Source organism: Priestia sp. SIMBA_032 (genome assembly GCF_046535215.1).
Taxonomy (GTDB): Bacteria; Bacillota; Bacilli; order Bacillales; family Bacillaceae_H; genus Priestia; species Priestia aryabhattai.
Map to the genome: position 1 here is coordinate 282,070 of NZ_JAWRXD010000006.1, position 20,673 is coordinate 302,742.

Annotated in this window: 26 protein-coding genes; 11 read left to right on the forward strand and 15 right to left on the reverse strand. The window is 37.9% G+C overall.

Going from position 1 to position 20,673, the window contains the following annotated elements:
• Positions 1–35 precede the first annotated feature (35 nt).
• Positions 36–512, reverse strand: a complete 477-nt coding sequence (locus SB717_RS20715) for a divergent PAP2 family protein (protein ID WP_045291581.1) — start codon at positions 510–512, stop codon at positions 36–38.
• A gap of 245 nt (positions 513–757) precedes the next feature.
• Here SB717_RS20715 and SB717_RS20720 point away from each other — a divergent pair, with 245 nt between their 5' ends.
• Together SB717_RS20720 and SB717_RS20725 are read left to right on the forward strand one after the other, a co-directional pair.
• Positions 758–2,251 carry a leucyl aminopeptidase gene (locus tag SB717_RS20720; RefSeq protein ID WP_410904577.1) on the forward strand — a complete coding sequence of 498 codons (1,494 nt, stop codon included), beginning with the start codon at positions 758–760 and terminating at the stop codon, positions 2,249–2,251.
• 268 nt (positions 2,252–2,519) lie between these two features.
• The gene (locus SB717_RS20725; protein ID WP_410904578.1) at positions 2,520–3,839 is read left to right on the forward strand and encodes a Na+/H+ antiporter family protein; all 1,320 of its coding nucleotides are present in this window, start codon (positions 2,520–2,522) and stop codon (positions 3,837–3,839) included.
• Between the two features lie 52 nt (positions 3,840–3,891).
• Here SB717_RS20725 and SB717_RS20730 read toward each other — a convergent pair whose 3' ends face one another.
• The 3 genes from SB717_RS20730 to SB717_RS20740 form a co-directional block, all read right to left on the reverse strand.
• Positions 3,892–4,083 (reverse strand): hypothetical protein, encoded by a 192-nt coding sequence (locus SB717_RS20730; RefSeq protein WP_013059611.1) that lies wholly within the window; start codon positions 4,081–4,083, stop codon positions 3,892–3,894.
• Between the two features lie 116 nt (positions 4,084–4,199).
• Positions 4,200–4,736, reverse strand: coding sequence for an HD domain-containing protein (locus SB717_RS20735; protein ID WP_013059610.1), 537 nt, complete (start codon positions 4,734–4,736; stop codon positions 4,200–4,202).
• Between the two features lie 176 nt (positions 4,737–4,912).
• Positions 4,913–5,281: a YuzC family spore coat inner layer protein gene (locus SB717_RS20740; RefSeq protein ID WP_074681642.1), complete on the reverse strand. Its 369-nt coding sequence runs from the start codon at positions 5,279–5,281 to the stop codon at positions 4,913–4,915.
• Positions 5,282–5,387: 106 nt separating this feature from the next.
• On the opposite strand from SB717_RS20740, the gene SB717_RS20745 reads away from it, so the two are divergent.
• Complete coding sequence (locus SB717_RS20745; RefSeq protein WP_074681640.1) at positions 5,388–5,771, forward strand: hotdog fold thioesterase; 384 nt, start codon at positions 5,388–5,390, stop codon at positions 5,769–5,771.
• 346 nt (positions 5,772–6,117) lie between these two features.
• Positions 6,118–6,732 carry a 3'-5' exonuclease KapD gene (gene kapD / locus SB717_RS20750; RefSeq protein ID WP_013085312.1) on the forward strand — a complete coding sequence of 205 codons (615 nt, stop codon included), beginning with the start codon at positions 6,118–6,120 and terminating at the stop codon, positions 6,730–6,732.
• 36 nt (positions 6,733–6,768) lie between these two features.
• Here kapD and kapB read toward each other — a convergent pair whose 3' ends face one another.
• On the reverse strand, positions 6,769–7,149 hold the full coding sequence (kapB, locus tag SB717_RS20755) for a kinase-associated lipoprotein KapB (RefSeq protein ID WP_074681638.1): 381 nt from the start codon (positions 7,147–7,149) through the stop codon (positions 6,769–6,771).
• A gap of 85 nt (positions 7,150–7,234) precedes the next feature.
• Between kapB and SB717_RS20760 the strand changes: the two genes are divergently transcribed.
• Together SB717_RS20760 and SB717_RS20765 are read left to right on the forward strand one after the other, a co-directional pair.
• Positions 7,235–7,432: a hypothetical protein gene (locus tag SB717_RS20760; protein ID WP_074681636.1), complete on the forward strand. Its 198-nt coding sequence runs from the start codon at positions 7,235–7,237 to the stop codon at positions 7,430–7,432.
• A 92-nt stretch (positions 7,433–7,524) separates the two neighbouring features.
• The gene (locus tag SB717_RS20765) at positions 7,525–8,049 is read left to right on the forward strand and encodes a superoxide dismutase family protein (RefSeq protein WP_045291574.1); all 525 of its coding nucleotides are present in this window, start codon (positions 7,525–7,527) and stop codon (positions 8,047–8,049) included.
• A gap of 36 nt (positions 8,050–8,085) precedes the next feature.
• On the opposite strand, the gene SB717_RS20770 is transcribed toward SB717_RS20765, so the two are convergent.
• Positions 8,086–9,258, reverse strand: coding sequence for a MalY/PatB family protein (locus SB717_RS20770; protein WP_410904579.1), 1,173 nt, complete (start codon positions 9,256–9,258; stop codon positions 8,086–8,088).
• Positions 9,259–9,425: 167 nt separating this feature from the next.
• Complete coding sequence (locus tag SB717_RS20775; RefSeq protein WP_074681632.1) at positions 9,426–10,274, reverse strand: alpha/beta fold hydrolase; 849 nt, start codon at positions 10,272–10,274, stop codon at positions 9,426–9,428.
• Positions 10,275–10,432: 158 nt separating this feature from the next.
• Between SB717_RS20775 and SB717_RS20780 the strand changes: the two genes are divergently transcribed.
• The 3 genes from SB717_RS20780 to yugI all read left to right on the forward strand — a co-directional run bounded on the left by SB717_RS20780 (position 10,433) and on the right by yugI (position 12,702).
• Positions 10,433–10,933 (forward strand): Lrp/AsnC family transcriptional regulator, encoded by a 501-nt coding sequence (locus SB717_RS20780; protein WP_013085306.1) that lies wholly within the window; start codon positions 10,433–10,435, stop codon positions 10,931–10,933.
• On the forward strand, positions 10,933–12,093 hold the full coding sequence (locus tag SB717_RS20785; protein WP_045291570.1) for an aminotransferase: 1,161 nt from the start codon (positions 10,933–10,935) through the stop codon (positions 12,091–12,093). Before SB717_RS20780 ends, SB717_RS20785 begins: the two co-directional genes overlap by 1 nt.
• A gap of 207 nt (positions 12,094–12,300) precedes the next feature.
• Entirely contained in the window at positions 12,301–12,702 is a 402-nt protein-coding gene (gene yugI / locus SB717_RS20790) for a S1 domain-containing post-transcriptional regulator GSP13 (RefSeq protein ID WP_013059599.1), read from the forward strand.
• A 35-nt stretch (positions 12,703–12,737) separates the two neighbouring features.
• On the opposite strand, the gene SB717_RS20795 is transcribed toward yugI, so the two are convergent.
• Positions 12,738–12,968: a DUF378 domain-containing protein gene (locus tag SB717_RS20795; RefSeq protein WP_013059598.1), complete on the reverse strand. Its 231-nt coding sequence runs from the start codon at positions 12,966–12,968 to the stop codon at positions 12,738–12,740.
• 220 nt (positions 12,969–13,188) lie between these two features.
• On the opposite strand from SB717_RS20795, the gene SB717_RS20800 reads away from it, so the two are divergent.
• On the forward strand, positions 13,189–14,352 hold the full coding sequence (locus SB717_RS20800; protein ID WP_098621263.1) for an iron-containing alcohol dehydrogenase: 1,164 nt from the start codon (positions 13,189–13,191) through the stop codon (positions 14,350–14,352).
• Positions 14,353–14,396: 44 nt separating this feature from the next.
• Here the strand turns inward: SB717_RS20800 and mnhG are convergent, their stop codons facing one another.
• Genes mnhG through SB717_RS20835 form a run of 7 tightly spaced genes read right to left on the reverse strand, consistent with a single transcriptional unit; the run spans position 14,397 to position 20,150 of the window.
• A complete protein-coding gene (mnhG, locus tag SB717_RS20805) occupies positions 14,397–14,759 on the reverse strand; it encodes a monovalent cation/H(+) antiporter subunit G (RefSeq protein ID WP_410904580.1) in 363 nt (120 codons plus the stop codon).
• The gene (locus SB717_RS20810; RefSeq protein WP_013059595.1) at positions 14,743–15,027 is read right to left on the reverse strand and encodes a Na(+)/H(+) antiporter subunit F1; all 285 of its coding nucleotides are present in this window, start codon (positions 15,025–15,027) and stop codon (positions 14,743–14,745) included. The genes mnhG and SB717_RS20810 overlap by 17 nt, the downstream gene beginning before the upstream one ends.
• The gene (locus SB717_RS20815) at positions 15,028–15,504 is read right to left on the reverse strand and encodes a Na+/H+ antiporter subunit E (RefSeq protein ID WP_013059594.1); all 477 of its coding nucleotides are present in this window, start codon (positions 15,502–15,504) and stop codon (positions 15,028–15,030) included. It lies immediately after the preceding gene.
• Between the two features lie 6 nt (positions 15,505–15,510).
• Positions 15,511–16,995 (reverse strand): Na+/H+ antiporter subunit D, encoded by a 1,485-nt coding sequence (locus SB717_RS20820; RefSeq protein ID WP_410904581.1) that lies wholly within the window; start codon positions 16,993–16,995, stop codon positions 15,511–15,513.
• Positions 16,985–17,326, reverse strand: a complete 342-nt coding sequence (locus tag SB717_RS20825; protein ID WP_211078545.1) for a Na(+)/H(+) antiporter subunit C — start codon at positions 17,324–17,326, stop codon at positions 16,985–16,987. The genes SB717_RS20820 and SB717_RS20825 overlap by 11 nt, the downstream gene beginning before the upstream one ends.
• Positions 17,326–17,748 (reverse strand): Na(+)/H(+) antiporter subunit B, encoded by a 423-nt coding sequence (locus SB717_RS20830; RefSeq protein ID WP_013085301.1) that lies wholly within the window; start codon positions 17,746–17,748, stop codon positions 17,326–17,328. The genes SB717_RS20825 and SB717_RS20830 overlap by 1 nt, the downstream gene beginning before the upstream one ends.
• Entirely contained in the window at positions 17,745–20,150 is a 2,406-nt protein-coding gene (locus SB717_RS20835; RefSeq protein WP_410904583.1) for a Na+/H+ antiporter subunit A, read from the reverse strand. The genes SB717_RS20830 and SB717_RS20835 overlap by 4 nt, the downstream gene beginning before the upstream one ends.
• A 214-nt stretch (positions 20,151–20,364) precedes the next feature.
• Between SB717_RS20835 and SB717_RS20840 the strand changes: the two genes are divergently transcribed.
• Positions 20,365–20,613: a hypothetical protein gene (locus SB717_RS20840; protein ID WP_235915215.1), complete on the forward strand. Its 249-nt coding sequence runs from the start codon at positions 20,365–20,367 to the stop codon at positions 20,611–20,613.
• The last annotated feature ends 60 nt before the right edge of the window (positions 20,614–20,673 follow it).

The window sequence follows — 20,673 nt, forward strand, 5'->3', positions numbered from 1 at the left end:
ACACATGAAGAATGCTTCATGTGTTTTCTTATGTTTTATGGCCATACATAATACATAACAAAAGCAACTGCTATTCCTGTTAAGGCTCCAAAGAAAACTTCAATGGGTTTATGTCCAAGCAGCTCTTTTAGTTTCACTTGTTTTTCGTCTTCTTCATTGGTCGTCCACAGCTTTGCCTCTTTTACCGCGCGCTGAAAATCTTCAACCAAACGATTTAAAACCGTTGCTTGCTCTCCTGCGTGTCTTCTTACTCCTTTAGCATCGAACATCACAATGATGGCGAAAATAGCGGAGAGAGCAAAAATAGGGGATTTAAGACCTTCTGCTAGCCCAATGGCAGTTGCTAAGGAAGTTACGGCTGCGGAGTGAGAGCTTGGCATGCCTCCCGTACTAAAAAATAAGCTGCCGTCTATTTTTTTAGTAGCTACAAAAGAAAGCGGAATCTTAATAAATTGAGCAAAGAAAATAGCGATTAATGAACTCCAAAGTGGAAAATTTGAGAATAACTCCATTGAGACGTCCTCCCTCAACTTAAAATGTCTGAAAAGCTAAACCCGTATGATGAAAAAAGGGGTAGATGAAAGTATATGTGTGAAACTAAGGTTTTTGAACTGTGATTAAAAATTGTATTTCTGCTATCATATGTATATAGATGAAAACAGTGGTGAATATGATATATATTCCACTTGCTGAATAGATTAAACAAAGCAGATGATAAATAAAAATAAAATCTCTATACGTAAAAGGGAGGAATTTTATGTTTTCGCATGTAGAAACATTTGGTGCTGATCATCAAACAGAAGCGCTCGTAATCGGGTTATTTAATCAAAATCAACAATTTGAAGGCCTTCTAAAAGAAATTGATGAAGCTTTAGGTGGACAGCTTATTCATTTGATTAAAGAAGGAGATATTCGCGTACAGGAAAAGCGTATATCAACGATTCATACACTAGGAAAATTAGGAGCAAAACGTCTTTATTTTGTGGGACTCGGACGAAAGCGAGCGCTAACTAAAAATGGGCTCAAAGAGAGCTTTGGACTTTTATTTAAAAAGTTAAAAGAAGCAAAAATTTCAAACGCATCGGTTGTCCTTCCTACATTTGATACAGGAGAGTGGTCAGAGCAAGAAACTGCAGCTTTACTAGGAGAAGCTCAACAGCTTGCTATGTATGAGTTTGAAAACTACAAAAAGAAATCAAATGAACCTGACAAGCAGCTTGAGAAAATTGAACTGTTTTCTTGTTATAAAGACGTTTTACAATCTGCGTTGGTTGGATATACGTACGGTAAAGCAACAAACTCAGCGCGCACCCTTGTTAACTTACCAAGCAACATGCTAACGGCTACAGATTTAGCTAATTATGCAGTAGAAATGGCACATACATATGGTTTTGAATATGAAATTTTAGAAAAAGAAGAGATGGAAACACTAGGAATGGGCGCACTGTTAGCAGTTAATCAAGGTTCCGCAGAGCCTCCTAAAATGATTGTCCTGAAATATCAAGGAAAAGAAAAATGGGAAGACGTTATTGGGTTAGTAGGAAAAGGGATTACCTTTGACACAGGTGGTTACTCTATTAAATCTAAAGACGGGATTGTAGGTATGAAAACAGATATGGGCGGAGCTGCATCTGTTCTTGGTGCAATGGAAGCGATTGGAGAATTAAAACCTCATCAAAACGTAGTAGCGGTCATTCCATCAACTGACAACGTTATTAGCGCGCGTGCTTTTAAGCCAGATGACGTAATTACAGCAATGAATGGAAAGACAATAGAAGTACTGAATACTGACGCTGAAGGGCGTTTAGCGTTAGCTGATGGTATCTCCTATGCCAAACACCACGGAGCAAATTATTTAGTAGACGTGGCGACATTAACGGGTGGTGTAATTGTAGCTCTTGGTACACATACAACTGGGGCAATGACGAATGATTCTGCTTTATTGCAGCAAATAGCGAAAGCGAGCATTGAGACAGGCGAACCGATTTGGGAGCTGCCTATTACAGAACGAGACAAAAAGCGTGTTCGGGGAAGTAAGGTAGCAGATTTAAATAACTCTCCTGGAAGAGAGGGGCACGCAATTATGGCAGGAACCTTTATTGGTGAGTTTGCAGAGCAAACACCATGGGTTCACTTGGATATTGCTGGAACTGCAACATCCGCTGCTTCTCATGAGTTAGGACCTTCAGGTGCAACAGGCGTGATGGTGCGAACACTAGCTGCAATGGTTCGTTCATTTGAAGCCAATTAATGAAAAGAACATAGCAGTGATAGAAAGAAACGTAAAAAGAAGCATCGAGGATGCTTCTTTTTTAATATGTTTACATAATGTTTTTTTCCCTTTAGGAAGAAAAGGTTATGTGAAAAAATCTTTATATTGTTAAGGCTGTAGAGAAGTTAAACAAACGTTTATTTAGTAAGATGATTGACTTTTTTTCTATACCTAATATAATGAACATGTTGTTTATCTCTCTAATGTTTTAATGTGATAAAGTAAAAAGAAAAATGGAGGTTTCAAAATGAATGCAGTATTAATAGCTGTGCTCGTGATGCTGATTTTGAGCTTATTGCGTATCAACGTTGTCTTTTCTTTAGCGGTCGGAGCGCTAATTGGAGGACTTGTTGGCGGTATTAGCCTCACAGATACAGTAAGTATATACACAGATGGTCTTGGAAACAGTGCTTCTGTTGCATTAAGCTATGCTTTGCTTGGAGGATTTGCAATGGCTGTTTCGCGGACAGGGCTGCCTGATGCCGTTGTTCAGCTAGCGTTAAAAATAGTAGGAAAAGAAGGAGAAACGAAAAAGAAGTCACTGTCAAAAGTACTAATTTTATTAATCATCCTTATTATTTCGTGTTTTTCTCAAAACGTTATTCCGGTTCACATTGCATTTATTCCGCTTTTAATTCCACCGCTATTAAAAGTATTTAATCAGTTGAAAATAGATCGCCGATTAGTCGCAACAGTTATTACATTTGGATTGGTTACACCTTATATGTATTTGCCGGCAGGATTCGGTAAGATTTATCACGACATTTTATTTACTAACATCAAAGAAAGCGGATTAACAATTGATAAAGGAGATATTACCACGGCGATGGCTCTTCCAGCTTTAGGAATGATAGCGGGCTTATTGTTTGCTGTGTTTATTTCGTACCGTAAACCGCGCAGTTATGAGGATATTGACATTGATCAAGGCGCAGAGGAGCGTACAGGTTACACAACAAGAGGAATCATAGTAGCTTTACTTGCGATTGTAGCGGCTTTAACTGTGCAGCTCTTAGTAGATTCTATGATTTTCGGAGCGCTTGCAGGGATTGTTGTCGTTTACTTCAGCGGGGCTTTGGAGTGGAACGAAGCAGATCCAGTATTAACGAACGGAATGAGAATGATGGCTTTCATCGGATTTGTTATGCTGTCAGCCTCTGGTTTTGCAAAAGTTCTTCAAGAAACTGGAGATGTAGAAGCGCTTGTAAAAGGCTCTGTTGCTCTTATTGGCGGAAACCAAATGCTCGGTGCATTTCTTATGCTTGTCATCGGGCTTTTAGTCACAATGGGCATTGGTTCTTCTTTCTCTACCATTCCAATTATCGCGACAATTTTTGTTCCTCTTTGCTTAGAACTTGGTATGAGTCCAATGGCAACGATTTGTATTGTTGGTACAGCGGGAGCGCTTGGGGACGCTGGTTCACCAGCTTCAGACAGTACGCTTGGACCAACATCTGGATTAGCAGTCGATCGTCAACATGATCATATTTGGGATACGTGTGTACCAACTTTTCTTCACTATAACATTCCACTCATTATTTTTGGGTGGATTGCCTCAGTTATCTTGTAAATAGAGGGTCTATAATGAAAAAGAGCAGCCGATCAAAACCGGCTGCTTTTTTTTATGCTTGAGAAAGAGTAGAAGCAGTGCTGTCACAAGCTCCTAATGCTTGCTCTACAGCCTGAAGAGATTGTTCAATACGTTCGCGATTTGAATCTTTCTCTACTGTTTGAAGAGCTTGTTCAAGGCTTGCTTTTGCCTGATTTAATGACGTACAAGAATCCTGCACGTAACCTCTAGCGTTTTTAGACATTCTTCTTCCTCCTAACTAACCAAAAATGAGAATCAATAAGTAGTATGAGTAATTTGCAGGGAATTATGAGGAGAAATAATAAAAAGGATTAACTCTTATGAAAGGAGTTAATCCTGTCAGCCTAACTGTTTAAATTGGTTGGAATGTAGAAGTTCAAGCACTTTCTTATCAAGCTCCTTAATTTTCTTTACAGCCAAGTTATATTCCATTTCACGGTAATGATGTTTGCCGCCTGGCTCTTCATCAGCTTCATCAGCTAGTTTCACTACTTTTTGAAGAGGGCGTTGTTGAATGGTTCCTTCAGGCAAATATGAGTCTGTGTGCAGTAAAATAGCTAAGGCAATTTCTTTTGCCGCCTGAGGTTCCTCACCTAAACGAATGAGTAATTTATGTGCACGTTCAGCACCTTTAATAGCGTGAATATCATTTTGACGATACTTCTCATAATCCCACTGACCATTTGTGTACCATTCGTAGTGGCCAATATCATGAAGCAGCGCAGCTTTTGTAGCTAAATCGGGGTTTACATTATGCTGTACAGATAGACGAAACGCATGATAGGCGACGGATACAGCATGCGCAACGCCAGATCGAGTTAAATATTTTTGAGCGATAGGATGCGTGAAAATTTCTACTAGCGTAACATGTCTCATCATGTCATCCCTCCTAAAGAAAAAATATATTTCCAAATACAATATCATATTTATTTCCTAAATACAATTATCGTGTAATTTGTTTTTACATTCAAAAATGGCATATATTATAATATTCAAAACAAAACAACATGTACATCTTTTTTAAAAGAAAATAAGACTTTTTTCCTTGTATATTACCATTTAATATTTAACGAAACGTGACAGCAGTCAAATTGGTTATCGGGATGAATAAACGTAATTTTAATATAGTCTGGCGTATAAAAAACATCAATTTTTGTCTTAACGCCCGTTGAAAGAATGAGTCTTTTTACTTCACTCATTTTAGATTCTTGAGCAGCAGCTTTTATTTTTTTTATTAAAGCTGGCGAAGCGTTAGCTCTTTGAATAAATATGGTAGCGCTTTGCATGGTAGAGGGAATCACTTTAAGAGATTGCTGAAAAGTCGCTATGTCCGCCTCAGTTAAGCTAGGCACCCTGTATGTATAAGGGTGAGGCATGTAGTACGATGGCCAATAGTAAGACAAAGGAGCAAATGGTTTCATATAAGAATCCTCCTAAAAAACGGATTTTTATTATGTATATGTAGAGGGTTCGTATATGTTGTAGCAAAACCGTTATTGTATACTAGATACAAAGGGAGGTATATATATGAAAACGAAAGATACGCTGTTAGAAGCATTAGGAATTGAGATTATTAGCGCAAGTGAACAAAGAGTGGAAGCGACGATGCCTGTTGATGAGCGAACGCGTCAGCCATTCGGGCTTTTGCACGGAGGAGCATCGGTGGCGTTAGCCGAAACTGTGGCTAGTCTAGGTGCTATTAAAAGTGTAGATATTGAAAAAGAAATCTGCGTGGGTTTAGAAATTAATGCCAATCATATCAAAGGGAAAAAAGACGGAAAAGTTACAGCTATAGGCGTTCCTTTACATAAAGGAAAAAAAACAGCGGTTTGGGAAGTGAAAATTCAAGATGAAGAAGAGAATTTAATCTGTATATCCCGGTGCACGCTTGCTATCCTGCCTAAAGCTTAAATATAAGAAAGGCTTAGTCTAAAAGGTGTGAGGTATGCTTTTGGAGTCAGAAGCAGCCACCTCACACACTGACGTAAGAGCTTAAGGAGAATTTGGAAGAGCGGATACATAAAAAAGTGAAAAAATAGGTAAAAAAAAGAAGCGAAATTATGTCTATTCGTGACAGTTACCCTGCGCATAGAGACATGCTCTAGAATATAGTAGTAGTAAAGTATTCTTTTTATTCAGCAACTAGAATATTCATAATATTAAAAATAAGAACAGAAAATAGACCTTCCGATTGTTCAATCGTGCTATAATAGCATTAATATAGTAGGGCGGTTTATTTTACAAAGGGGTGATAATATTGGATAAGAACTCTCAGTATTTATTCATTGATTTTGAATTTACAATGCCAGAGTATAAAGGTTTTCCAAAAGGCTTTTTTCCGGAAATCATTGAAGTTGGTTTGGTGTTTGTTAAAAATCAAGAAATCATTGATCGTTTCTCCTCTTACGTACAGCCTACACACTTTACAAAATTAACTGAGCGCTGTAAATCATTTCTCCATATCGAACAAAATCAAGTAAATGAAGGAATTACGCTAGAGCAGCTTGTACAGCGACTGGGCATGTATAAAAACAGCACGATTATTACATGGGGGAACATGGATATGAAAGTATTAAGGCAGTGCTGTCAAAAAAATAAGGTGCCGTTTCCTTTTACAGGTAAAGAAATTGATCTTTCGATGGAGTATAAGCGCTTTTTTGGGGATCAAAATCAAACCGGCCTTTGGAAAGCTGTGCAAGAGTATGGTAAAGAAGGAACTGGAAAGCACCACTGCGCGCTTGATGATGCGATGACTACACTCAACATCTTTAAGCTTGTAGAAAAAGATAAGAGGTATCTTCAAAAGCCGGAGCCAACGACCATAGGAGATCGAATCGATTTTTCCAAAGTATTAAATAAATTTGCATTATAAAAGCCAAATCACTTCTATGTGAATTTGGCTTTTTGCTTAATGAATACCGTACTCTTTTTTTAACTCTTCTAAACAGGCAATACTTGCTTGAGCAAAAGCGCTATCTTTGCCTTGTTGTTCAGCTATCTTTAATTCAAGGGCTTTTTTTAGTGAATGCTTATAATCAGGAACGCTGTCTTCATAGAGATGAACCATTTTTTGAGGAATGTTGGCCTGCTCTCGAAACGCAAGTGCTTTTCGCTCGTGAAAAAAAGGTACGTCCACTTGTCCAGGGTTATGTAAGTCACCTTGTTCTGGGTGCTTCAACACAGCTTGAATTCGTACAACATAATGCAGATCTCGAACTTGTGTAATTTCACCGATGTATTTCCCGGTTTTATAAAGTGCCGTAACGGTTTGACCAATTGTAAATGTCATATTGCCAGATCTCCTTTAAGTAAAGTGTTTATTATAAACAGTATAAATCAAAAACCACTACCGTTTCTATGAAAGGATGTTATACATGATGAATTTAATGTTTTTGCTTTATTTTCCGGAAGATAAAACAGAATATATTCCTGCTTTTGCTACAATGGCGATTTTTGTACTAGCAGCAGTTGCAGTCTGGCGGTTCATCATCAAGGTGTCTAAAAAAGAAGAAGAAAAAACGAAGGAATTAGAAGCGAAGCTGACAGAACAAGAAAATAAGAAGTCACTCTAATAAAATGTAAGCGTTTAAAATGATATGTTGCTGGACAATCTATGAAAAGACATCTAAAACTTTCGCTAGTGCATATGCGATTGGAGGGCAACATGAAAAAACTACTACTCATTGGAACCGTGCCTTTTTTCTTGTTAACGGGGTGTATGGAAAAAGAAATATCCAATAAAGAAGTCAAAGTCTATAACGCAGATGGAGATAGCATCGGTACAGTCAAGTTGAAAGAGCAGGCTGATGGAATTGAGTTTACTTACGATTTAAGCGGACTTCCACCTGGAGAACACGGCGTACATATTCATGAAATCGGAATTTGCAAAGCTCCTAACTTTAAAAGTGCAGGGAATCACCTTGATCCTGATAAAAAGAAACACGGACTGTTAAATCCAAAAGGACCGCATTTAGGCGATATGAAAAATATTGTGGTAGAAGACGATCAGACGTATACAGGAACGGATATGGTTCCTCAAGTCACGTTAAAAGAAGGAAAGACATCTCTCGTTAAGCGTATGGATGGTTCTTCCCTTGTTATTACCGAACAAGGTGATGACGGAATGACAGAGCCATCAGGTAATTCTGGCAAGCGAATCGCGTGCGGAGTTATTTCAAAAAAACATTAAAAACAGCGTTCTTTCGTGAGAAAGAACGCTGTTTTTTTACGTTAAAGCTATTTTTAAGCGATTTAATCCTTCTTGAAGTTGTTCATGTGAACAGCCAATGTTCAAGCGGATAAAACCTTTTCCATATGTGGAACTGTATTTTTCGCCTTTTTCTACGGCGATTTTGCCTTTTTCTAATAAGCGTTCATGTAATTCTTCTTCTGATAAGTGCAGCTTGTTACAGTCAATCCATAATAGATAAGTTCCTTCTGGCTGAATGACTCGCAGTTCAGGTAAGTTTTCACTTATAAACCCCGTCACGAGATCTACATTTTTCTTCAGGTACACAAGCAGTGCTTCTAACCACTCTCCACCTTCGCTGTAAGCTGCTTCTAATCCAATGATTCCAAATGTATTTAAATTAGAGAACCCTTGTTTTTGCTGCTGCTGAACATACTGTGTGCGCAGCTTCTCATTTGGAATAATAATGGCTGAAGCCTGAAGTCCGGGTATATTGAATGTTTTGCTAGGGGCCATACACGTAATGGTTCGATTGGCTGCATCTTCACTCACCATGCTGATGGGAATGTGTTTATAAGGGTGGTAAATTAGATCAGAATGGATTTCATCTGAAACAATTAATACATTGTATTTTTGACAAAGATCGGCAAGCTTCTTCAGTTCTTCTTTTGTCCACACGCGTCCTACTGGATTATGAGGGCTGCAAAGAATCATTAATTTTACGCCTTCTGCAAATTTTTTCTCTAAATCTGCAAAATCAATTTCGTATTTATCGCCTGCAAGTTTTAACGGATTTTCAACAACTTCTCGATTATTTACCTTTATCATGTTAAAAAATGGAGTATAGACTGGAGGTTGAATTAAAATTGAATCTCCGGGTTCCGTAAATGCTTGAATAGCCATACTCAGGGCAAACACAACTCCTGGACTGTATGTAATCCATTCATGTTCAATGGTCCACTGATGCTTTTTTTCTACCCAAGATGATAAAGCATTTGCCGTAGATTCAGTAGGGGAAGTGTAGCCGAAAATACCGTGCTTGACACGCTCATTAATGGTTTGAAGAACATTAGGCGGCGCTTGGAAATCCATATCAGCTACCCAAAAAGGCAGAACATCTTTTGCTCCAAAAACAAGATCAGTTTTGTCCCACTTTACGGACTGTGTACCTGTACGGTTAATTAATTGATCAAAAGAATAAGTAGACAATAAAAGTACCCCCTTTTTAATACAATAGTTTGATTATTTTTAATACGTTTGTCAACGAAGTTAACTTATGAAGTAAAGAGAGAAAGTGAAAAAATTTCTAAACCACAAAAGAATTCCTTTTCATTAACATGAGCTTCTCTTGTGAAAGATAAGAACCCGCTCCGTCATTATTGAGACAGGGCTTTTTCACCGTACAAGAAATCGACCATATGAGACTGCACAATGTCGGGACACTCTTCTGGTAAAAGGTGTCCAATTTCCTTTAAAGAGATAAAGGTAGAGTCTGTTAAATCATCTTTTAACTTACGTCCGAGACGCAAAGGAACAACCCGGTCTTCTTCTCCCCAAATGAGTAAACTTGGTTTTTTTATGTGCTGCAAATCCTTTGATGATAGGTCTCCTTCTCGATCACGAATCATTCTTGTTAAAGCCATAAACGTACGGTCATCCAAAAATGGTTCAGTATAGCCATCAATCATTTCTTCGTCGATTAACTTATGATCAAATACGACATTTTGCAAGTTACCTAATACACCTTTGCGAGATAGCCACGTTTTTACCCACAGATAAAAGAAGGGAACATAAGAAGACATGACCAATCCATAATGTGAAGGGCCTAAATAAGCTGAGCTGCACAGAAGAACGAGTTTTGATACGCAAGAAGGCTTTAATTTTGCTACATTTAAACAAACCTGTCCTCCCATTGAGTGTCCCGATAGTACAACATCTTTCAATTTTAAATAGTCAATCAACTCGATGACAATTTTGGCTAAGTTTTTATACGAGTATTGAAAGGTTAACGATTTTTCACTTCGCCCAAATGGCGGAAGGTCCAGCGTAATGATAGAAAACGTATCTTCAAATAAAGGAATTAAACGCCGAAAGCTAAAACTGGATGATAAAAAGCCGTGAATAAATACAATAGCTGGTTTATCAGGGTGATAGTTATGGCATTCGTAGTAAACATTGACTCCATTAAAAGTACGCTGGTGGCAAGTAATTTTAGATTCAGTCAATTTGTTTCACTCCATCTTTTTCTTTCTAGTCTGTCCTAATTTCCAGCAATCTATAAAATGAAACTCAATTACCGGTATAGATTTCACATTAAAGATGTGTTTAAATTTGATATAATGGAAAAAGTGAAAAAATTTAATCGGTGTAGGAGGGGAACGCGGTGTTCTTAGAAGAAAAAGAGTTAGAAATTTTAGAAATTCTAGAAAAAAATAGCCGTATTTCAATAGATAGTATTTCAAAAATGGTGGATTTAACGTTTGACGAAACCTCTAATATTGTTAAAAAGCTAGAGAGAGAAAAAGTAATTGTACAATATTCAGCTGATATTAACTGGAGACGAGTAGATGGACATGAGGGCGTCACCGCTATGATAGATGTAAAAGTTGCACCAAAGCGAGGAGTAGGCTTTGACGAGATTGCGGAGCGCATCTATCGTTTTCAAGAAGTGAAATCCGTGTACCTAATGTCAGGAGCATATGATTTGTCTGTTATTATTGAAGAAAAATCAATGTCTGAAGTAGCATTTTTTGTTTCTGAAAAGCTTTCTACGCTAGACTCTGTTTTATCTACAACGACTCACTTTATCATGAAAAAATACAAGCACGATGGTACCATCTACGACCAAGGCGATGAAGATCGCAGAATCGTGGTGTCTCCGTAATGAAAGAGCGCTTGTCAACAACTGTACAACAGCTGAAACCTTCAGGTATTCGCCGCTTTTTTGATTTAGCAGCAAGTATGGATAACGTCATCTCTCTTGGAGTAGGTGAACCTGATTTTGTCACATCTTGGGCTGTTCGAGAAGCGAGTATTTTATCGTTGGAAAGAGGATATACCTCTTATACAGCAAATGCGGGGCTTTTAGAGCTCCGCTTTGAAATTATGAAGTATATGAAAAGAAATTTTAACGTCTCGTATGATTATCAAGATGATATTATTGTGACCGTTGGAGGAAGTCAGGCTTTAGACATTACAATGCGAGCTTTGATTAACCCTGAAGATGAGATTATTGTCGTGGAGCCAAACTTTGTGTCTTACAGTCCGTTAATTTCTTTAGCAGGAGGAGTTCCTGTGGCAATTGAAACAACGGCAGAAACAGAGTTTAAACTGCAGCCTAGACAGATTGAAGAAGTCATTACAAGCAACACGAAAGCTCTTCTTTTATGCTCTCCTAATAATCCAACAGGAAGTTCACTATCTAAAGAAGAGCTGCAGGCTATTGCGGATATTGTCATCAAGCATGACTTGCTTGTTATCACGGATGAAATATATGCAGAATTAACATATGATGAAGAATTTACATCTATTGCTTCTTTAGAGGGAATGAAAGAACGAACCATTATTATTTCTGGCTTTTCTAAAGGGTTTGCTATGACTGGATGGCGTCTTGGGTACATATGTGCACCAACTGAGATTGCTAAAGCAATGCTGAAAATTCATCAGTATACAATGATGTGTGCGCCTACCATGGCACAGTATGGAGCAATTGAAGCACTACAAAACGGGCAGCATGACGTAGAAGAGATGAGAAAAAGCTATCGCAGAAGACGGAACTATATGGTGAAGTCATTAAATCAAATTGGTCTGGAATGCCATTCTCCAGGAGGAGCGTTTTATGTGTTCCCGTCTATCAAGAAAACTGGATTGTCATCGGAAGAATTCGCTGAGCAGCTTTTGCTTGAAGAGCGAGTAGCCGTGGTGCCAGGCAATGTATTTGGAAAAGGCGGAGAGGGACATATTCGCTGTTCATACGCCTCTTCAATGGAATCATTAGAAGAATCCATAAAACGGATTAGCCGTTTTGTTGAAAATAAGTTATAATAAAAATAAGATATTATGTCATATCGTATAGACGGTTTGATATGATATCTTTTTTGCTATGATGAAATGTAGTGTTAGTTTATATTTGTGACGAAATTGGTAAATAATAAATATAGTATAACTACTTTTTGATTCAATCTATGAACTGTGCTATAATTTTAAATTGGCTATAATGGTGAAAATAATAAGGTATCTAGGAGTGTTTATATGTCAAAATTTGAAATCGGTACTGTTACAAAAGGTAAAGTAACAGGAATTCAACCATACGGTGCATTCGTTGCACTAAATGAAGAAACTCAAGGATTAGTTCATATCTCAGAAGTAAAACATGGCTTCGTTAAAGATATCAACGAACATTTATCAGTAGGAGATGAAGTAAACGTTAAAGTTTTATCTGTTGATGAGTCAACTGGTAAAATTGGTTTATCTATTCGTGCAACTGAGCCAGCTCCAGAAAAAACTGAAGCTTCTGCACCTAAAAAACCTGCTAAAAAGCGTCAAGGTCAAGCAACAGTTCATACTGAATCTACTCAAGGATTCAACACATTAAAAGAAAAATTAGAAGAGTGGATTGAGCAATCAAACCGCGAAGATCTAATTAAGAAATAAGAAAAAAAGAAGGATAGCTGAGCTATCCTTCTTTTTTAATGTTCCGTTCTAGGTTCTGTACGCTCTACTTCAGCAGAAGGTTTAAATAATAGACCTAGGTTAATCAGTCCTGCGATTCCAACCAATCCATAAATAATGCGGGAGAAAGCAGATGTTTGTCCGCCGAAGATTGCTGCTACTAAATCAAATTGAAAAAAGCCAATAAGTCCCCAGTTAATTGCTCCAATAATCGTTAATACGAGCGCAATACGTTGAATACCACTCATGATGAACCCTCCTTGTTTTGTAGTTCACTTATTAGCCTGCTTTTTTTAGAGGAAAATATGCATAGTTACTTTTGGAAGATACAGACAAATAAACGTTCATTTGGATGGGGTGAGCGTCTAGTCAACAGGGAATAATCTTTAGGAAGTCAATTTTCTTTACAATCAAAAAGTTGTTCTTCATAATGATGCATGTACTCAAGCTCGTAAGGAGGAGTTTATAGTGAACAATTTTACATTTTATAACCCTACAAAATTAATTTTTGGTAAAGGTCAATTAGAGCAATTAAAAACAGAAGCAAGTCGCTTTGGTAAAAAGATATTATTAGTATACGGCGGAGGAAGCGTAAAACGCAGCGGTTTATACAATCAAGTAATGGATGTACTGAATGACATGAATGCAGAAGTACATGAGTTAGCGGGAGTAGAGCCGAATCCTCGTCTGACAACTGTTCGCAAAGGAATCGATATTTGTAAAGAAAACGGTATTGAATTTTTACTTGCAGTAGGTGGAGGAAGCGTAATCGATTGTACAAAAGCAATCGCAGCAGGCGCAAAATATGATGGCGACGTATGGGACATCATTAACCGCGACGTATTCGCAGCTGAAGCTCTTCCATTTGGAACAGTGCTAACATTAGCAGCAACAGGTTCAGAAATGAATGCTGGTTCTGTTATTACAAATTGGGAAACACAAGAAAAATACGGCTGGGGCAGTCCGGCAACATTCCCTCAATTCTCTATTTTAGATCCCGTTAATACATTTACTGTACCAAAAAATCAAACAGTTTATGGCATGGTCGATATGATGAGCCACGTATTTGAACAGTATTTCCATGCTGCAACAAATACGCCGCTTCAAGATCGCATGTGTGAAGGAGTACTGCAAACGGTTATTGAAACGGGACCAAAATTATTAAACGACTTAGAGAACTACGAGTTACGTGAAACGATTTTATACAATGGTACCATCGCATTAAACGGTATGTTACAAATGGGACACCAAGGCGATTGGGCTACTCACAATATTGAGCATGCGGTATCAGCTGTATATGACATTCCACATGCTGGTGGACTCGCAATTTTATTCCCGAACTGGATGAAACACGTAATGGATGAGAACGTAGATCGCTTCAAGCAAGTAGCTGTACGCGTATTTAATGTAGATACGGAAGGCAAGACGGATAAAGAAGTAGCACTTGAAGGTGTTGATAAGCTTCGCGAATTCTGGTCAAGCCTAGGTGCACCAACTCGCTTAGCTGATTATGATATTGGTGAAGACAAATTAGATCTTATGGCTGATCGTGCGATGGCTAAAGGTGAATTTGGTAAATTTAAAAAATTAAACAAAGAAGATGTACTAGCAATCCTACGCGCTTCTCTATAAGATTTTCGATAAAAAACGCCGTGCAAAAAGCACGGCGTTTTTTTCTATTTATGATGGGTAAGCTTTTTCTGCTGTTTGGTTTTCAAATCATCCCGAACGGTTTTATCAGAAAGAGGAACTCCGCTGTAATAAGCCGCTCTTCCTAGTAAATGCCCAGCAATAGGAGAGGTGATAAACACAAAGACAATCGCTAAAATTAACCGTGCACTAATATGGCCAGTGTCAATCCAAAAGTAGAGTAAGCAGCCCACTAATATAAACAGGACGCCTAAGGTAGCACTTTTGGAGGCAGCGTGACTTCTTGTATACGTATCAGGCAAGCGAATAAGCCCAATCATGGTCACAACTGTCAGAAGAGAGCCTATTAGTACAAAAGTTCCTACAATGATTTCACTGATCACGTTCATATTCAATCACTTCTCCTTTCTCTAAAAACTTAGAAAAAGCAACGGTACCTACAAAGGCTATGATACCTAGCAGTAAAATGACTTCGAAAAAAGCCTGGGTTCGAAAAATAATCGAGATGATGGCCGTGATAGCAATGATGTTAATTCCAATAGCATCAAGGGCCATTGCTCGATCAGCAGTTGACGGACCTTTTACCACTCGGTAAACAAACCCAATAGTTGAAGCAGAAATGAGAATGAGCGAAACGTTTAAAAAAATATCGAGCATTTAACGACTCACCTCCATAATAGCTTTTTCAAATGTTTGCTGAATATCTGTAATAATGTCATCAATATCGTCTGTATTGATTGCATGAATATAGATAGTAGAATTATCATCTGATACATCCATTACCAGTGTGCCTGGCGTTAGCGTAATTAAAAGAGAAAGAATGGTAATTTCCCATTCACTCTCCAGGCGGGTAGGCATTGCAAAGATGGCTGGCTGAATATTTAATTTAGGACGCAATACGTCTTTAGTAACTGCAATATTGGCTTTGAATAATTCTCGTATGAAAATAAATAGCAGCTTAATGATCGCATACACTTTATGCAAGTAAAAACGTCTGTGAAAAAAACGGCGGAAAACAAACAGCAGTACCGCTCCCCAGAAAAATCCTATAATAAAGGAAGGTAGTGTCCAAATCCCTCTCAAAAACATCCATGTGAATGCAATGATTACGTTTAATAATAGTTGAAATGACATGCAGATCTACTCCTTTAACACCGATTGGATATAAATTGAAGGATCCATAAGCGTTTGAGCGGCTGTCGACACATAAGGAATAACAGCTTCTGCACCTAGTCCTAAAAAGACAGAAACAGCAAGTAAGATAGCGGATGGATATAGAATACCTTTAAGAGATACTTTTTCATGCTCAGAAGAAAGCGTAGGTTCACCCCAGAAGCAGCTCATAAAAATCTTAATGGCAGAATATAAAACGAGCAGGCTTGAAACGAGTAAAACTCCTACAAACGTGTAGCTTTCTGATTCTAAACCGCCTTGAACTAAAAGGAATTTTCCAATAAAGCCGCTTAGGGGAGGAATTCCTGCCAACGAAATAGTAGTGATAAAAAACATCCAGCCAAGCAGCGGATAGTCTTTAATTAACCCACCCATTTTCTTTAATTTTGTTGTTCCAGTTATTCGAATGATGCTTCCAGCAAGAAGGAAGAGAGCTGCTTTAATAATCATGTCGTGAATTAAATAATAAATGGCTCCTTCAAAACCTGCTTTTGTTGTTAAAGTTACACCGTAGACAATGACTCCGACAGCAATAATAATGTTATAAATTAAAATTTTATTCACATCCGAATAAGCAATGGCGCCTACTGCACCAACAACGATAGTCAAAAGCGCAACGTAACCGATAATTTGATGAGTGAATTCAGGATGGTGATAAAACAGCAAAGTGAAAGTCCTGAAAATAGAGTAAACTCCCACTTTTGTTAGCAACGCACCAAACAATCCGATAATAACGGGTGGAGGTGCACTGTACGAACCTGGAAGCCAAAAATACATTGGAAATAAAGCTGCTTTTAATGCAAATACAATAAATAAAAGCATGCCAATGGTTGTTAAAATTCCCGGCTGGTTAGCCTCTGCAATTCGTTGCGAAAGGTCTGCCATGTTGAGAGTTCCTGTTACGGCGTACAAATAAGCAACAGCAATTACAAACAAAGCGGATGAAATTACATTGACTAAAATATACTTAAGAGACTCTCGAAGCTGTGCTTTTGTACCACCAATTACAATAAGAGCGTACGAAGACATAAGCATGACTTCAAAAAAGACAAATAAGTTAAAGATATCACCTGTCAAGAAGGCGCCAAATACGCCTACTAATAAAAACTGCACAAATGAATAAAAGTAAAAGCGTTCACGTCTCTCGCCAATTGTATGAAAAGCAAAAAGAACGCAGCATAGTGTTACGATACTAGCAGTAAGTACGAGAAGGGAAGCGAACATGTCCGCTACTAGAATAATTCCAAAAGGAGGTTTCCAGTTCCCTAGCTCGTGAGTTAAAACTCCTTTTGATTGAACCAACTGTACTAAATATGCAGCAAAAGCAGTGGTGGTGATTAATGATAAAACACTGATTATCCTTTGAAGTTTAATATTGTCTTTGAAAAAAATGAGCACAACACCTACAACAAACGGGATAAGCAGTGGGATGATTACAAAATTACTCGTCATGTTCATTTCCCCTTAACTTGTCCATATCGTCTGTTCCGAGTTCTTGATAAGCCCTGTAAGCTAGTACAAGGAAAAAAGAAGTGACGCCAAAGCTTATGACAATGGCAGTTAAAATTAGTGCTTGAGGTAAAGGATCTGTATAAGAAGAAGCCTTTTCTCCCAGAAGGGGAACACTCCCCCCTTTTAATCCGCCCATCGTTAAAATCAACAGGTGAACACCGTGGCTTAATAAGCCTGTTCCAATAATAATTCGCAGTAAACTGCGGGATAACATGAGATATACAGCGGCAGTGAATAGAATCCCTGCCGCTATGGACATTAATATTTCCACTATTCACTCTCTCCAATCGTTTGAATAATGGTCATCGTAACACCAACAACTACTAGATATACGCCTAAATCAAACAGTACAACGGTAGCTAAAGATGTTTTCCCGAGAAGGGGAAGGTTAAAGTAGCTGTACGTGTGAGTGAGAAAGGGAACTTTGAAAATAAATGATCCCAGTCCGGTTAAAATAGCTAGTAGCAGGCCAGAAGCCGCAACCTTTTTATAATCAAATGGGATGACTTTCGATACGGTTTTTATATCGAAAGCCAGCAGTAGTAATACAAGGGCAGCTGAGGTAGTAAGTCCCCCAACAAACCCTCCTCCAGGTGTATAATGACCTGCAAAGAAAAGATGAATGGCAAAAATGATAATAATGAATGTGACTACTTTTGTTGTTGTTTGTAGTATCAAATCATTTTTTTTCACTCTTCTTCCTCCTTTGTTAACCGAAGACGAATCATGCCATAGATAGCAAGAGCTGCTATACAAAGTACGGTAATTTCAAATAATGTATCAAATCCGCGGAAGTCAACGAGGATCACGTTCACCATGTTTTCGCCGCCTGCTTTTTCATAACTGTTTTCAATGAAGTAATGTGAAATGGATTCAAATAGTTTTGTACTGTTTGCTGATATGCCAAGCAATGTAACGGTCGTTCCTACAAGAAGGGCAACCAGCAAGTTTGGTAGTTGAAACTTCACTCTTACTTTTCGCTTCCGAAACTCTGGCAGGTAGTAGAAACATAGTAAAAATAGTGATACTGATACAGTTTCAATAACTAATTGAGTCAAAGCTAAGTCAGGAGCACGAAATAATACGAAAAATAAAGAAAGCGTATACCCGACAACTCCCAGTGAAATAATGGCTGTGAGGCGTGATTTTGCCAATAAAGTTGTAATAGTAGCCCCAACCATTACAACTGCTAGTATGGCTTCATAAACGCCGATAGAAGCAGTATCTTTTAAATCAATCGCAAAGGCATTCTGAGAAAAGAGCGTTACGAGAAGTAGAATGCCTATGAAAGTAAAAATGATTAAAAGATAGTCTCTAATAAATCCTGTCATTAATGTTTTCATGATACGTGTTGAGCCTTTTTCCATCCCTTTAATTCCATAGTTATATCCGTTGTTAAGCGTTAAAGAAGAAGGAAATCGTGTATAAATTTTTGACCACTTCTGAAGCGTCATAAATAACAAGATACCAAATGTGATAACCCCTAGCGTCATAAATAATTCTGGTGTAAAGCCGTGCCAAAATTTAATATGCACTTGATATTCTTTACCTTCAGCTAGTAGGCTAGGTGCGATAGAGGCCATTGTTGGCTCAATAAGGGCTGATTCTAATAAATTAGGAGCAAAGCCAAAAATAACAACCAGTGATGCTAAAATAACAGGTGAAATAAGCATGCCTACTGGTGCTTCATGCGGCTTCTTCTCCAACTTTTCGGGCTGGTATTTGCCTGTAAAGGTTTTAAAGACAAGAATCATACTATAGACGAAAGTAAAAATACTTCCCACCCAAGCGATGATAGGCAGCAAAATTCCCCACGTCTGCATGCTATACATATCCATTTTTGTCACGTTTACCATGCCTGTAAAAAACATCTCTTTACTTAAAAATCCGTTAAAGGGAGGAAGACCTGCCATTGCAAATCCCCCGATGATAGCAATGGTAAATGTCACAGGCATGAAGCTCATTAACCCGCCTAACTTTCTAATGTCACGCGTGCCTGTTTCATGATCGACAATGCCTACTACCATAAACAAGCTGCCTTTGAAAGTAGCGTGGTTAATCAAATGGAAAACCGCTGCAGTAAGAGCCACTAAGTAGATATTATCGTCTAAAAAATCATAGTGAATAGCTGCGCTGCCTACTCCTATAAGTGACATAATCATCCCAAGCTGACTAATGGTTGAAAAAGCTAAAATCCCTTTCAAGTCTTGTTGTTTTACTGCTGAAAATGAGCCCCAAAACAGTGTAATTAGTCCTGTGATGGAAATAACAAAAAACCAAGTGGCGCTTATAGCAAAAACAGGGCTTAGTCTTGCTAAAAGATAAATTCCCGCTTTTACCATTGTAGCTGAATGAAGGTATGCACTCACTGGGGTTGGAGCTTCCATAGCATCTGGCAGCCAAATATGAAAAGGAAACTGAGCAGATTTTGTAAAGGCCCCTAATAAAATGAGGACTAGAGCTGGAATAAATAGATGACTTGATGTGACCACATCTACGTTTGAGATAATTTCGCGTATGCTAAAAGTACCTGTCATGATGTATAAAAGCACAATTCCTGCTAATAGGGAAAGTCCTCCAAACACGGTAATGAGCATAGATTTTAAGGCTCCGTATTGAGATTTCTCTCGTTTGTACCAATAACCAATCAATAAAAAAGATGAAAGGCTTGTTAATTCCCAAAAGCTGTAAAGACTCATTAAATTGTCTGATAATACAACTCCAAGCATAGATCCCATAAAAAGAAGCAAATAGACATAAAACGAATGCAGCGCTTCTTTTGTCTTAGAAAGATAATAAATGGAGTAAAGAATAACAAGTGTCCCAATTCCGGTGATTAACAGAGAAAATAGAAGACCGAGTCCATCCACATAAGCATCAAAGTTAATGCCCAGGCTAGGTATCCATTTCATTGAATGTAGGTAGGTTTCCCCTTTAGAAACACCACTGATATATTGTGTGAAATAAATGAACAACACAAGTGGAAGAGGTAAAACGAACCATCCTGTATGAATACGCTGGAATTTCCTATACAGAAGCGGGACAAAAAAGGCTAATAAAAAAGGTGATAAAATCACCAAGTGCAACCACGACAAAAGACAAACCTCCTTGTGATATTCAATTCTGTAACCGATTATATAATAATTTAATTATGCATGCATCCATGCTAATTCTTAGTATCAGCAGAATTTTCAAGGCTTATTAAATAAATAGAAACTCGTCACAAAATCCATAAAAAAAACATAAAAAAATTTTTTTTGACGTATAAAAATCATGCGGAATTGTCACTCTAAGAGTGAGGTGATGGAAATGTATAGGAAACAAATAGCCATCAGTTTTCTCATTTTTACCGCACTATGTATCAGTGGATTTGTGCTGAATAATCACTTAGAAATGAAAGAAGAAAACAGGATGCTGCTTACTTCTAAAAACGAAGCAGAAAATTCCATATCAATAGACTCTTCCCTGTTAAAAGCCTCTTATAAACCGAGACAATATGTAAAGATAGGTGAAATGAACTATATTGCACCATCAGGTAAGCAAATAAAAAACGATTGAAGACCACTCTTTAGTCGCTTTTTATTTGCTTATTATTTGTGTAATCGTACATGAATTACG

Coding starts and splice junctions, on each gene's coding strand:
- SB717_RS20715 (WP_045291581.1), bottom strand. CDS start 512: ATGGAGTTATTCTCAAATTTTCCACTTTGGAGTTCATTAATCGCTATT.
- SB717_RS20720 (WP_410904577.1), top strand. CDS start 758: ATGTTTTCGCATGTAGAAACATTTGGTGCTGATCATCAAACAGAAGCG.
- SB717_RS20725 (WP_410904578.1), top strand. CDS start 2,520: ATGAATGCAGTATTAATAGCTGTGCTCGTGATGCTGATTTTGAGCTTA.
- SB717_RS20730 (WP_013059611.1), bottom strand. CDS start 4,083: ATGTCTAAAAACGCTAGAGGTTACGTGCAGGATTCTTGTACGTCATTA.
- SB717_RS20735 (WP_013059610.1), bottom strand. CDS start 4,736: ATGAGACATGTTACGCTAGTAGAAATTTTCACGCATCCTATCGCTCAA.
- SB717_RS20740 (WP_074681642.1), bottom strand. CDS start 5,281: ATGAAACCATTTGCTCCTTTGTCTTACTATTGGCCATCGTACTACATG.
- SB717_RS20745 (WP_074681640.1), top strand. CDS start 5,388: ATGAAAACGAAAGATACGCTGTTAGAAGCATTAGGAATTGAGATTATT.
- kapB (WP_074681638.1), bottom strand. CDS start 7,149: ATGACATTTACAATTGGTCAAACCGTTACGGCACTTTATAAAACCGGG.
- SB717_RS20760 (WP_074681636.1), top strand. CDS start 7,235: ATGATGAATTTAATGTTTTTGCTTTATTTTCCGGAAGATAAAACAGAA.
- SB717_RS20765 (WP_045291574.1), top strand. CDS start 7,525: ATGAAAAAACTACTACTCATTGGAACCGTGCCTTTTTTCTTGTTAACG.
- SB717_RS20785 (WP_045291570.1), top strand. CDS start 10,933: ATGAAAGAGCGCTTGTCAACAACTGTACAACAGCTGAAACCTTCAGGT.
- yugI (WP_013059599.1), top strand. CDS start 12,301: ATGTCAAAATTTGAAATCGGTACTGTTACAAAAGGTAAAGTAACAGGA.
- SB717_RS20795 (WP_013059598.1), bottom strand. CDS start 12,968: ATGAGTGGTATTCAACGTATTGCGCTCGTATTAACGATTATTGGAGCA.
- mnhG (WP_410904580.1), bottom strand. CDS start 14,759: ATGAACGTGATCAGTGAAATCATTGTAGGAACTTTTGTACTAATAGGC.
- SB717_RS20810 (WP_013059595.1), bottom strand. CDS start 15,027: ATGCTCGATATTTTTTTAAACGTTTCGCTCATTCTCATTTCTGCTTCA.
- SB717_RS20815 (WP_013059594.1), bottom strand. CDS start 15,504: ATGTCATTTCAACTATTATTAAACGTAATCATTGCATTCACATGGATG.
- SB717_RS20820 (WP_410904581.1), bottom strand. CDS start 16,995: ATGACGAGTAATTTTGTAATCATCCCACTGCTTATCCCGTTTGTTGTA.
- SB717_RS20840 (WP_235915215.1), top strand. CDS start 20,365: ATGTATAGGAAACAAATAGCCATCAGTTTTCTCATTTTTACCGCACTA.